The following is a 12,231-nucleotide window of genomic DNA, read 5'->3' on the forward strand; positions in this document are numbered from 1 at the left end:
GGCACGGCTGCGCGCGGTGTGGCTCTGGAACCGGCCCGGCCGGGCCGCGAGTTGGCGCGGCGTTACCCTACCCGTTCGGTTCGTGCCCGGCGCCGGTGCGGGGCGGCGGGCGGTGCGGGGGCGACCGGGGCCGGAACACGCCGCTATGTAGGATCGGCGCCTGCGCAAGGTAGTACGGGGGCTGCGCTGTGTGGGGCGTCCTCAGCCACAACCGTCCCGTACGGGCCGTACGCAGTCGCGTGAGGGCTGATGCCGAAGTGATCGATCGACGCCGCGGGGTGGATGACACATGGGTGTGATCACGGTCAAGCGACCGGCCAGGGCGTACCCGCCGACCGTGCCGGACGAGCCGGTGGAGCTGGTGACTCCGCCCGAGCTGCCCCGGCAGGGCGGCGAGGACTGGCTGATGAGCATCCTGCCGATGCTCGGCATGGGCGGCTCGGCGGTGTTCTTCTTCTCGCCCGGCGCAGCCGCCCCGATGAAGATCATGGGCGGTCTGATGATCGTCTCGACGGTCGGCATGGTGCTGGCCCAGATCGTGCGGGCCCGCAAGGGCGGTTCGACCGCGATGGCGGACGAGCGGCGCGACTACCTCAAGTACCTGCAGCAGACGCGCCGCCAGGTGCGTCGCACCGCGGAGAGCCAGCGCGGCGCGCTGCTGTTCCTGAACCCGGCGCCGGACCAGCTGTGGTCGATCGTCGAGGACGGCCGGCGGCTGTGGGAGCGGCGGACCTCGGACGGGGACTTCGCGCAGATCCGGGTCGGCCTCGGGCCGGTGCAGCTGTCCACCCCGCTGGTGGCGCCGCAGACCGCGCCGATGGACGAGCTGGAGCCGCTGTCGGCGGCCGCGATGCACTCCTTCCTGAAGGCGCACGGCACCCTGCAGGACCTGCCGCTGGCGGTGTCGCTGCGGGCCTTCTACCACATCACGGTGTGCGGGGACCCGGACTCGGTGTACGGCAACGTGCGCGCGATGATCGCCCAGTTGACCACCCTGCACTCGCCGGACGACCTGCTGGTGGCGGTCGCGGCGGCACCCGGCGCGGCCGAGGAGTGGGGCTGGACCAAGTGGCTCCCGCACAACCAGCACCGCAAGGAGGCCGACGGCGCGGGCTCGCGCCGGCTGTTCGCCACCGACCTGGGCGACCTGGAGTACCTGCTGCAGGACGAACTGGCCGGCCGCCAGCGCTTCGTCCGGGACGCCGCGCCCGCGGCGGACCAGCCGCACATCGTGGTGGTCATGGACGGCGCCGGGGTGCCGCACGACTCGCTGCTGGCCGGTGCCGAGGGCGTCCAGGGGGTGACCGTCGTCGAGGTCGTCCCGGGCGAGGTGGACGAGCCCAGCGGGCACCTGATGGTGACGGTCAGCTCCGAGGAGCTGGTGCTGCGTTCGGCCTCCGGCGCGACCTACACCGGCAAGCCGGACCTGCTCTCGGTGTGGCAGTCCGAGGCGCTGGCGCGGCAGTTGGCGCCGTACCGCATCTCGGCCGGCGGCGACGACGAACCGCTGCTGTCCAACCTGGACTTCACCGACATGATGAACTCGGGCGACCCGGGCTCCTTCGACGTGAACCGCAGCTGGCGCTCCCGCCCCCAGCACGAGCGGCTGCGGGTGCCGATCGGCGTCGGCGCCAACGGCGAGCACGTCTACCTGGACATCAAGGAGGCCGCGCTGGAGGGCATGGGTCCGCACGGCCTGTGCGTCGGCGCGACCGGTTCCGGCAAGTCGGAACTGCTGCGCACCCTGGTGCTGGCGCTGGCGATGACCCACTCCTCGGAGACGCTCAACTTCGTGCTCGCCGACTTCAAGGGCGGTGCGACCTTCTCCGGCATGGCGGACATGCCGCACACCTCCGCGGTGATCACCAACCTGGAGGGCGAGCTCACCCTGGTCGACCGCATGCGCGACGCGATCGAGGGCGAGCTGCAGCGCCGCCAGGAGCTGCTGCACCGCTCCGGCAACTACGCCAACCTCCACGAGTACGAGCGGGCCCGGGCGGCCGGCGCGGCGCTGGACCCGCTGCCCTCGCTGGTGCTGATCATCGACGAGTTCTCCGAACTCCTCACCGCCAAGCCGGACTTCATCGAGATGTTCATCCAGATCGGCCGCATCGGCCGATCGCTGGGGGTGCACCTGCTGCTGGCCTCGCAGCGCCTGGAGGAGGGCAAGCTGCGCGGCCTGGACACCTACCTCTCGTACCGGATCGGTCTGCGCACCTTCTCGGCGGCCGAGTCGCGGGCGGCGATCGGGGTGCCGGACGCGTACCACCTGCCGCCGGTGCCGGGTGTCGGCTACCTGAAGTTCGGCGAGGACGTGATGGACCGGTTCAAGGCCGCGTACGTCTCGGGGCCGTACCGGGCGCCGGGGCAGCAGCGGTCGACCGGCGGACGCCGGGTGAACGCCCGCCCGGTGGAGTTCACCGCGGCCTACGTGGAGCTGCCGGACCCGGTGGAGGAGGAGGCTCCGCAGGTGCCGGAGCAGGACGACGCGCTGGTGGACACCGTGCTGGACGTGTTCGTCCAGCGGATGTCCGGCCAGGGCCCGGCCGCGCACCAGGTGTGGCTGCCGCCGCTGGACGAGGCACCGAGCATCGACCACCTGCTGCCGCCGCTGCAGGTCGTCCCGGAGCGCGGGCTGACCGCGCCGGGCTACCCGGGCGGCCGGCTGCGGACGCCGATCGGCGTCGTGGACAAGCCCCGCGAGCAGAAGACCGACATCCTGGAGGTCGACTACGCGGGGGCGGCCGGCCACGGTCTGGTCGTGGGCGGCCCGCGCTCGGGCAAGTCGACCGTGGTGCGCACCGCGGTGGCCTCCTTCGGCGTCACCCACACCCCGCGCGAGGTGCAGTTCTACCTGCTGGACTTCGGCGCGGGAAGCTTCCAGTCGCTGACCGGGCTGCCGCACGTCGGCGGGGTGGCCGGGCGCCTGGACGTGGACAAGGTGCGCCGGATGGTCTCCGAGGTGCACGGGGTGATGAACCGGCGCGAGGAGCTGTTCCGGAGCACCGGGATCGACACCATCGGGACGTACCGGGCCCGGCGGGCGGCCGGTCAGCTGCCGGACGAGGCCTTCGGCGACGTCTTCCTGGTGATCGACGGCTGGAACACCTTCAAGCAGGAGTTCGAGGCGCTGGAGCCGGTGATCGGCGACATCGCCCAGCGCGGCCTCGGCTACGGCGTCCACCTGATCATCACCGCGACCCGCTACGCAGAGGTCCGCCCGGCGCTGAAGGACCTGCTGCAGAACCGCATCGAGCTGAAGCTCGGTGACGCGATGGAGTCCGAGGTGGACCGCCGGGTGGCGCAGAACGTCCCGCCGCTGGCCGGTCGCGGCGTCACCGCGGACCGGCTGCACTTCCTGTCCGGCCTGCCGCGCCTGGACGGCTCCTCCTCGGTGGAGGACCTGCAGGACGGCGTGGCCGGCCTGATCAGCGCGGTCGACGGGGCCTGGACCGGCCCGCGCGCCCCGCAGGTGCGCATGCTGCCGGCCGTGCTGGACGGGAACTCGCTGCCGAAGGGCTCCGAGCACCCGGAGCGCGGCATCTCCTTCGGCGTGGACGAGGCCGAGTTGGCCCCGGTGTTCGTCAACTTCGAGACCGACCCGCTGTTCATCGTCTTCGGCGACACCGAGTCGGGGAAGTCGGCGGTGCTGCGCATGCTGATCAAGCAGATCACCGAGCGCTACACGCCGGAGCAGGCGGGCATCGTGGTCGGCGACTACCGGCGCGCGCTGCTGGGCACCGTGCCGCCGGAGTACCTGGTGGAGTACGCGGCGGCGCAGCCGGCCATGTCGGCGATCGTCGACATGCTGCGCGGGGCCTGCGCCCGCCGTCTGCCCGGTCCGGACGTGACCGCCGAGCAGCTGCGCAACCGCAGCTGGTACAGCGGCAAGGACATGTTCGTGATCGTCGACGACTACGAGCTGGTCGCGACCAGCTCGGGCAACCCGCTGGCGCCGCTGGCCGAGTTCCTGCCGTTCGCCCGGGACATCGGCCTGCGGGTGATCGTGGCCCGCAGCGCGGGCGGCGCCGGGCGGTCGCTGTACGAGCCGGTGATCCAGCGGATGCGCGAGCTGGGCGGGCAGGGCGTGATCCTCTCCGGCAACCGGGACGAGGGCGCGCTGCTGGGCACCGTCAAGCCGCAGGCGCTGCCGCCGGGCCGAGGCGTCTACGTGTCACGCCGCGCGACCAACGGACAGATGGTCCAGACGGGCTGGCTGCCGGTGGCGTGACCGGGCCGCCGGCTACGGACGGTGATCGAAGGGGTCGGACTCCCAGGAGTCCGACCCCTTCGTCGTCCCAGGTGCTGAAACGTTACCTAGATCTTTCCTGGTCGGGGCTGCGGTTCCCGTACCCGGCCGGGGAGTTGCGCCGCCGCTCGAAGGCGCCTGGGCGTCGCGCCGTCCAGCCCGACCGTTGCCTTCGAATGGTGGCCTGCAATACGAAGTTCACCTTCGATTCATCCCCGATACGGTCGAGGTAACAAGTCGGACAAACCGCACGATGACCGTACGTGATCATCGGATCGCATGGTTATGCCCTTTGTCGCAACGGATTCCGAAGCAGTTCCGCCGTTGACGCAATCAATACGCCCAAGGTTCCATTGCGGCCCGGGAGCGACCGGAACAGACCCGAGCAACGAGCCAGCGGAGGCGATACCGCTCCCACTCCAAGGACCGCTCAGAGCCGATCGGAAGCCACATGACCGACACGCTTCGCCCGCCACAGACCGTAGCCGCCACGGCGGACGGGGCAGCCGCCCCCCAGCAGCTCAAGCGCTCCATCGGCGTCGTGGGCGGCACACTGCTCACGCTGTCCTGCGTCACCCCGGCCTCGACGCTCTTCGTGATCGTGCCGGAGCTGTTCTCCAGCATCGGCAGCGCCACCGCCATGGCCATCGCCATCGGCTCGGTGCTCTGCATCGCGGTCGCGTTCTGCTACTCCGAGCTCGGCACCCTGATCCCCAGCGCCGGCGGCGAGTACGCGATGGTCGGCACCCTGGCCGGGCGGCTGGCGGGCTGGCTGGTCTTCATCCAGTCGCTCATCGTGGTGATGATCGTCCCGTCGGTCATCGCCCTCGGCACCGCCGACTACCTGGCGCCCGTCCTCCACGTCGACAAGCCGATCGCCGGCGCCGCGGTCATGCTGGCCGCCACCCTGGCCGGTCTGCTCGACCTGCGGGCCAACGCCTGGATCACCGGCATCTTCCTGGTCCTGGAGGTCATCGCCGCCGGCGTCGTCTCGGTCCTCGGCTTCGCCCACAGCAACCCCCACCACCCCAGCCTGCTGCACGGCGTGGTCGCCGGGGACGGCGGCGCCGTCAGCCCGGTCGGCATCGGCGCCATCATCGGCGCGCTCGGCATCGCCCTCTTCGTCACCCAGGGCTTCTCCACCGCCGTCTACCTGTCCGAGGAGCTGGAGAACCCGCGCCGCACCGTCTCGCGCACCGTGCTGTGGACGCTCGGCCTCTCCAGCGCCATCATCCTGATCCCGGTCGCCGCCATCACCGTGGGCGCCCCCGACCTGCAGACCCTGGCCTCCGGCGACATCTCCGGCATGGTCGCCACCTGGAGCAACTCCGCGGTCGGCACCTTCATCAGCCTGTGCATCGCGCTGGCCATCATCAACGCCGGCATCGTGATGGTCATCCAGAACTCCCGGGTGCTGTTCGCCTCCGCCCGCGACAAGGCCTGGCCCGAGCCGGTCAACAAGGCCTTCGGCACCCTCGGCCGCTTCGGCTCCCCGTGGATCGCCACCCTGGCGGTCGGCATCCCCGGCGCCGCGCTCTGCTTCGTCAAGGGCGAGCTGCTCAGCAACATCACCGGCGTCGCCGTCACCGCGATGTACCTGCTGGTCGCGATCGCCTCGCTGCTCTCCCGGCGCGGCCACCACAAGCACGCCTCCGCCTGGCGGATGCCGCTGTGGCCGGTCGTCCCGGCGGTGCTGATCGTCGTGCTCGTCTACATCATGACCCAGCTGGACGCCGAGCCCCTGCTGTGGACCGGCGGCATCACCGCCGCCGCCACCCTCTACTGGCTGTTCTACCTGCGCCCCCGACAGGCCACCCGCTGGGTGATCAGCCTCCCCGAGGACCAGCAGGGCTGACCCCCGCTCCCCCACACCCCTCCCCCACACGGCAGTGCCCCGGGCTCCCCCAAGCCCGGGGCACTGCCACGTTCACGCCGCTACTTCTTCAGCTGCCAGACCGGGGCGGCGGCGATCGCCTGCATCTGGTCGTCGGTCAGCACCGGGGCCTTGCGGGTCGTCGGGGCCTGCTGGGTGCCGCTGTTGAACGAGCTGATCACCACCCGCAGGCCGTCCGGGTGCAGGGTGTCGACGCTCCACATGCCCACGCCCGGCTTGTCGCTCCCCTTGCGGACCACCACCTTGGTGCCGTCCGGCAGCGTCTGGGCGTTGCCGAACAGCTCCTCCTTGGTCTTGTCGTCGTGGCTCCAGTCCTGCACGTTGAGCTGCACCATGGACTTGCCCTTGCCGTCGTCGAGCACGAAGTTGGCGTAGCCGAAGCCGTCGCTCATGGTCTCCGTCTCGGTCAGCCCGCTCGGCAGCAGCTTGGCGACGGTCTGCAGGATCTCCTGCGCGCTGTACTCCTTGGAGGTGTCGCGGACCGGGGCCGGCTTCGGCTCCGGGATCGAGGCGACGACCCGGTCCCAGGACTTGTCGGTGACGATCGCCTTGAGCTGCTCCGGCGACAGCGGCGGGGTCGGGCGGCTGTCCGGCGAGCCCTTCTCGGCCGCCGAGTTCCACTCGGACAGCTGGATCTGACGGCCGTCCTGGCCGATCAGCCTGGCGTTCCACCACTTGGTGGTGGCCCGCTTGTCCGGGTACTCGTAGCCCTGGAGGACGGTCACCGAACCGCCGCCCGGCAGGCTGGTGGTGGTGCAGGCGTCGTACGGGACCATCTTCTTGTCCGGGCAGGCGTTCTGCGCCGCGTTGGGGTCGTTCGACGCCACGCGGCCGAACGAGATGCCCATCGCGGCCTTGCCCTTGCCGTCGTCGAACACCAGGGTGGCGCCCGCGCCGCCGGGCTTGCCGGGCGTCGGCTCGGTGCCGGTGCCCTGACCGGCGGTGACCTGGCCCTTGGGCAGCAGGGCCTGGAAGGCGGCCAGCACCTCGTCACCGGAGACCGGCGCGGTCGCCGGCGAGGCGGTGGCGGAGGGCGCGGAGGCCGGGGCCACCACGGCGGTGGAGGAGCTCGCGGCCCAGGAACTCGCGGCGGCCACCGTGCCCGGGCCGGAGGAGCCGGGGGAGGTGGCCCCGGTCAGGTACACCGCGCCGGTGCCGACCAGGGCCAGCGCGGCGGCGCCGCCCACCACCGCGGCGGTCGAGCGCCGGCGCCAGCGGCGGCGGCCGCGCTGGTAGCCGCCCGCGACCAGGCCAGTCTGATCGGCCTGCTCCGGGCGGAAGCCCTCACCGGTGCGGGTGATGGCGTAAAGAACATCGTCCTCGAACTTGTCCGGTTCGGACATGGCTGATCACCGTCTCCTTGCATCACGAATGTGGTCGGTGGGCTGTGCAAAAGCGTTCAGCGGGCGGCGAGTTCGGCCAGCGAGTCGCCGAGCAGGGTGCGCAGCCGGGCCAGCGCCCGGGTGGTCCGGGTGCGGACCGCACCGGAGGAGACCCGCAGCACCTCGGCGGTCTCCTCGACACTGCGGTCCTCCCAGTAGCGCAGCACCAGCACGGCCCGGTCCTTCGCCGGCATCCGCCCGAGCGCGTCGAGCAGGGTCAGCCGCAGACTGCTGTCCGCGTCCTGCCCCTCCGGCTCCGGCAGCGCCTCGGTCGGGCGCTCGCCGCTGGAGCGGCGGCGCTGCTGGGCGATGAAGGTGCGCACCATCACGGTGTGGGTGTAGGCCGCCGGGTTGTCGATCCGGTGCCGACCGCCGGTGAAGGCACTGCGCCGCCAGAGCACGTACATCCGGCTGAGGGCCTCCTGCACGAGGTCCTCGGCGTAGTGGGTGTCCCCGCTGGTGAGCAGACAGGCCGAGCGGTACAGGTGCCCGGTGCGGCTGGAGACGAGTTCCAGGAACTCGGCGTCCTTGGCCTCCCGGCCGCCCCCGATCCACCCCATGCCCGCCGCTCCCCCGCGTCCGCCCGCCCTGACACTTCTTCGATGCGGTGAGCGGCCGACGGTGTTACAGACGTTTCACAGGATTTTTCCGAGCAGTCGCGAGGCGCGGATCAGTCGGCGGACCTGCGGCGCTGGTCGCGCAGCACGACACCGCCGCCGATCAGCAGCGCGACCAGCAGCGCCCCGGTCGCGAGCACGTACGTCGCGGTGCGGCCGTCGCGGTCGGCCTGGGTCTCGCCGAGGCCGACCGGCTGCGGCACGATCGGGGCGGCGGCCAGCTGCACCGGGGCGTCCGGGGTGGGGGCGGACGGCGCGACGTCGGGGGCCGTGGCGACGGCCTTGACCGGGTCCACCACGCCCCAGCCGGTGAACCGGTTCGGGTCGCGCTCGGTGCGCTGGGCGGTCTGCTCGATCCAGGCCCGCACCTGGGCCGGTGTCCACTTCGGGTGGGCGCCGACCAGCAGCGCGGCGAGTCCGGCGACGTACGGGGCGGCGAAGCTGGTGCCGTTGTCCACGCACTGACCGCTCCCGGGCACGGTGGACAGCATGTCGACACCGGGCGCGGCCACCTTCACGAAGGAGCCGTACTGGGAGAACGGCGCGCGCTCGTTGTTGCGGTCCGAGGCACCGACGGCCAGCACGGTCGGGAAGGCGCCCGGGTAGGTGTCGCCCTCCTTGCCGTCGTTGCCGCTGGAGGCGACCACCACGATGCCGGCGTCCTCGGCGGCCTGGATCGCGGCCTTCAGCTCCTGGTACCCGCCGAACTGGGCGTCGCCCGCGCCGCGCACGTCCTGGGAGATGTTGATGACCCGGATCGGGGGCTTCTTCGAGTCCTTGTTGTTGTTGACGACCTCGGTGATGGCCGCGACGAGGCTGGAGACGTCGCCGTTGCCCTCGCTGTCGTTCTGCCGGATCGAGTAGATCTGGGCGTCCGGGGCCAGCCCGACGAAGCCGGTCCTGTCACTCTTACGGGCGGCGATGATGCCCGCCACCTTGGTGCCGTGGCCGACCGGGTCGATCTTGGAGGTGCCGTCGACCGGCTGCTTGGTCTCCTTGTTGACCAGCAGGTTGCCGCCCTGCAGCACCTTGCCGGCCAACTGCGGGTTCTGCTCGTCCACCCCGGTGTCGATGACCGCGACCACCACGCCCGCGCCGGTGGTCTTCCCGCCCTGCCACAGCTCGTCGAGCAGCAGCCGCTGCAGCGACCACGGCACGGTCTGCACGTCGGGCGCGGGCTTCGGGCAGTCGCCCGCGGCGGCCAGCCCGGGCCCGCCGTCCGCGTACGCCGGGGCGGTCAGCGGGCCGCCCAGCACCACGAGCGCGGCCAGCGCCGCGGCCGTCCTACGGAACCCGCGTCCGGACACCCTGCCACCCCTCATGTTCTCCACCCGTGCCACGCGCCGAAGGGCGGGTGCCCGGAACCCGGGTACCCGCCCCTGTCGTTCCCGTTCGGGAACCTTCGGTCACTGGTGCCAGAGACCGGCGTTCTGCTTCTCGGTCTGCTGGTAGCTGATCGCGGCGCTCTCCAGCGAGCCGGCGATCTTCGCGCAGGTCTCCTTCAGCTCCTGGGCGGCCGAGTCCCACTTGGCCTGCTGGGCGTTGTAACCCTGCTGGGCCTGGCCCTGCCAGCTCTGGGCGATCTTGGTGACCTCCTTGCGCAGCTCGGACAGCATGTGCTCGATCTTGTTGGCCGAGCTCTGGACTTCCTGGGACGCCTGGTGGAGGGTCTGGAAATTGACGAGGATGTGGCCGTCCACAATGTCTCCCTTGACGAAGGTAACGAAGGTGCGGAGCACCCCGCAGTCAGCCGCGGGCGCCCCGCCGGGCGGAAGGTTGGAACAGAGCAGTGATCAGCGCGGAAGTCGTGATCAGCCCTGGGGGCCGAACAGCGCCTTCTGCTCCTCTTCGGCACTCGCGTAGTGCTTGGTGGTCAGCTCGATGGCGTGCTGGATCGCGGTCAGCGACTGCTGCAGCTTGGCAACGTCCTCGTTGACCTTCGTCTGCAGGGCCTTGTAGGCCTCCGAGGCCTGGCCCTTCCAACCGGGGGCGACGGAGGTGATCGTGTTCTCCATCGCCTTGCGCTCGGTCTCGATGTCCTGGCAGGCCTTCTCGATCTTCTTGGCGAAGGCCGTCATCTCCTGCGCGGTCATCGTGAACTGATCACTCATGCTCCACCGTCCCCCATGAGACACATTGTGTTCGGAGGGCCTCACGACCCCCCGTCGCATCACCCGTGTGATGCCCAGCAGCACTGTAGTCGGCACACGCAGCTCACCCAACATCGAGCGCTGAGCAGTTACCAGACCATGACACTGGTGCCAATTCCGTTGCCCGGCTTGGTCGATCAGGCGTTCTGCGGCTGCGCTGCGCTCTTCGCGGTCAGCGGCGGACCGGCCGGAACCAGGTTCGACCACTGCTGCGGCACCGGCAGCGGCTGGAGGTTCGGGTAGCCCAACCGCGCCTGGTTGCCGCCGGGTTGGTCGTCCGGGTTCTGGGTCGGCTGCCCGTCCGGATTCGAGGTGCTCGGCTGCGTGGTCGGCGGCTTCGGCGAACCGCTCTGGCCGGCACTGGGCGAGGCGGTGGGGCGGCCGCCGTCACCGTTGGACGGGACGGCGTAGCGCAGGCCGGTCTCGGTGATCAGGAAGTCGGTGCCGGAGCCGCCCGTCCCGTTGTCCATCGCGCGGTAGAACAGGCCGTGACCGGGCGTCACGTACGCCGCGCCCGCGCCGTTGTTGTACGGAGCCGGGTACGCCGGGCCGGCCCAGACGCTGCGCTTGGGCGTGCGCCCGTCCTCGGCCAGGCCGTCGAAGGTGCTGCAGACGACCAGCCGGGCGTCCTGGCGGTCCTGCCAGTTGTTCACCGGCGCACCGGACTTCAGCGGCCAGTCGTCCGCGGTGCCCGGCAGCCGGGTGTCGGTGTTGAACTTGGACTGCTCGTCCGGGGTCATCTCGTCGCTGCGCGGCTTCTTGTCCTGGTCGTACTTGTAGAGCATCTGGTTGGCCGGGTTCTGCCGGATCAGCTCCTCCTGGAACGGAGTGATCAGGTAGAGCCGGTCCTTGCCGACCACGTAGCGGCGGTCCTGGTAGTGCACCAGCCGGCCGACCCGGCGGTCCGCCTGGTTCCCCAGCTCCACCTGGGAGTTGGGGCCCTGGGAGTCGGCCGTCTCCTTGAGCTGCGGGAAGGTGATCGGGGTGGCGGGCACCAGGGTGTCCAGCCACTCCCGCTTGACCCGCTGCGGCACCGCGTTGGGCCCGAAGACCGCGGTGACCAGCGCCTTGCGCTCCTTGTCGTCCGACTGCGGCGAGCCGATCTCGTGCTTGCGGCCCTGCGCGTCGACCAGGTACATCTTCGCGCCGCCCGCGGACGGCTGTCCCGGCGCCGGAGCGGCGGAGATCTGCTGGTCGTCGGCCTGCTGCACCAGCATCAGCTGGTCCTGGCCGAGCACCCGGTCCTTGGCCGCCAGCGTCGCCGCGTCCTGGCCTGCCGCCACGAACACCGCCTGGTTGACGGTCTCCTGCTTGTCGTCCGAGCCCGGGCGGTCGCAGACCGACCACTTCATCGACTGGCTCGCGTTGTCCTTGCTCGGCAGCTTGTCCGGGGCGTACGGGATGCCGATCGTCGGGCCGTGGTTCGGGTAGCGGTCGAGCACCCCGTCGTCCACCACCACGACCTTGGCGTCCGCGGGCAGCACCAGCCGCGCCGAGGACATGTTCAGCACCTGGTGCAGCCGCTTGGTCTTGCCGTCCGGGTCGGTCAGCACCACGTACCGGGTGGTCGACTGCTTGCCCTGGATGATGTTCTTGCCGCTGTCCCACTGCAGCGGGGCGGCCGGCTTGAACACCCCCCAGACCCCGAAGCCGGCCACGACCAGCGCCCCGACCAACACGCTCGGCAGCACCGCCTTCACCGGTCGCGGCGCGTCCTCGTCACTGCCCCCGCCGGAGGGCAGCAGGAACGCCCCCACCGTGCGTTTGCGGGCGAAGGTGTACGCGTTCAGCTCGTCCCGGCGCGATGCCATCCTCGTCGTCCCCCTTGTCAGACGTGTGCCGGACGTGGTCGGCCCCCGTCGGCCCGACCCGCCCCGTGGTCCGCACCCGCCGGGCGGGATCCGGCTCGAACCCTCTACGATGCGGCAGCAGACGGTGA

The 12,231-nt window shown here is 71.1% G+C and carries 8 protein-coding genes; 2 read left to right on the plus strand and 6 right to left on the minus strand.

All coding sequences use genetic code 11. The annotated features are described in order from the left end of the window. The first annotated feature begins 289 nt into the window (after nt 1-289). Both eccCa and ACFVWU_RS18700 read left to right on the plus strand, forming a co-directional pair. On the plus strand, nt 290-4,231 hold the full coding sequence (gene eccCa / locus ACFVWU_RS18695) for a type VII secretion protein EccCa (RefSeq protein ID WP_387621905.1): 3,942 nt from the start codon (nt 290-292) through the stop codon (nt 4,229-4,231). A 469-nt stretch (nt 4,232-4,700) separates the two neighbouring features. Beyond that, nucleotides 4,701-6,104 (plus strand): APC family permease, encoded by a 1,404-nt coding sequence (locus ACFVWU_RS18700; RefSeq protein ID WP_387621908.1) that lies wholly within the window; start codon nt 4,701-4,703, stop codon nt 6,102-6,104. An 80-nt stretch (nt 6,105-6,184) separates the two neighbouring features. Here the strand turns inward: ACFVWU_RS18700 and ACFVWU_RS18705 are convergent, their stop codons facing one another. The 6 genes from ACFVWU_RS18705 to eccB all read right to left on the minus strand — a co-directional run bounded on the left by ACFVWU_RS18705 (nt 6,185) and on the right by eccB (nt 12,103). Next, nucleotides 6,185-7,486 carry a hypothetical protein gene (locus ACFVWU_RS18705; RefSeq protein ID WP_387621911.1) on the minus strand — a complete coding sequence of 434 codons (1,302 nt, stop codon included), beginning with the start codon at nt 7,484-7,486 and terminating at the stop codon, nt 6,185-6,187. Between the two features lie 56 nt (nt 7,487-7,542). After that, nucleotides 7,543-8,085 carry a SigE family RNA polymerase sigma factor gene (locus ACFVWU_RS18710; protein WP_387621914.1) on the minus strand — a complete coding sequence of 181 codons (543 nt, stop codon included), beginning with the start codon at nt 8,083-8,085 and terminating at the stop codon, nt 7,543-7,545. Between the two features lie 110 nt (nt 8,086-8,195). Next, nucleotides 8,196-9,464, minus strand: a complete 1,269-nt coding sequence (gene mycP, locus ACFVWU_RS18715) for a type VII secretion-associated serine protease mycosin (protein WP_387621917.1) — start codon at nt 9,462-9,464, stop codon at nt 8,196-8,198. Nucleotides 9,465-9,548: 84 nt separating this feature from the next. Further along, nucleotides 9,549-9,842 (minus strand): WXG100 family type VII secretion target, encoded by a 294-nt coding sequence (locus ACFVWU_RS18720; RefSeq protein ID WP_387621920.1) that lies wholly within the window; start codon nt 9,840-9,842, stop codon nt 9,549-9,551. 111 nt (nt 9,843-9,953) lie between these two features. After that, nucleotides 9,954-10,253 carry a WXG100 family type VII secretion target gene (locus tag ACFVWU_RS18725; RefSeq protein ID WP_387621922.1) on the minus strand — a complete coding sequence of 100 codons (300 nt, stop codon included), beginning with the start codon at nt 10,251-10,253 and terminating at the stop codon, nt 9,954-9,956. Between the two features lie 176 nt (nt 10,254-10,429). Next, the gene (gene eccB, locus ACFVWU_RS18730; protein ID WP_387621925.1) at nt 10,430-12,103 is read right to left on the minus strand and encodes a type VII secretion protein EccB; all 1,674 of its coding nucleotides are present in this window, start codon (nt 12,101-12,103) and stop codon (nt 10,430-10,432) included. Nucleotides 12,104-12,231: the final 128 nt, after the last annotated feature.

This window comes from Kitasatospora sp. NPDC058190 (assembly GCF_042883685.1).
Taxonomy (GTDB): Bacteria; Actinomycetota; Actinomycetes; order Streptomycetales; family Streptomycetaceae; genus Kitasatospora.

Bases quoted from the DNA above. Each gene is read 5' to 3' on its own strand.
- ACFVWU_RS18725 (WP_387621922.1), bottom strand. From the start codon at position 10,253: ATGAGTGATCAGTTCACGATGACCGCGCAGGAGATGACGGCCTTCGCC.
- ACFVWU_RS18710 (WP_387621914.1), bottom strand. From the start codon at position 8,085: ATGGGGTGGATCGGGGGCGGCCGGGAGGCCAAGGACGCCGAGTTCCTG.
- mycP (WP_387621917.1), bottom strand. From the start codon at position 9,464: ATGAGGGGTGGCAGGGTGTCCGGACGCGGGTTCCGTAGGACGGCCGCG.
- ACFVWU_RS18705 (WP_387621911.1), bottom strand. From the start codon at position 7,486: ATGTCCGAACCGGACAAGTTCGAGGACGATGTTCTTTACGCCATCACC.
- ACFVWU_RS18700 (WP_387621908.1), top strand. From the start codon at position 4,701: ATGACCGACACGCTTCGCCCGCCACAGACCGTAGCCGCCACGGCGGAC.
- eccCa (WP_387621905.1), top strand. From the start codon at position 290: ATGGGTGTGATCACGGTCAAGCGACCGGCCAGGGCGTACCCGCCGACC.
- eccB (WP_387621925.1), bottom strand. From the start codon at position 12,103: ATGGCATCGCGCCGGGACGAGCTGAACGCGTACACCTTCGCCCGCAAA.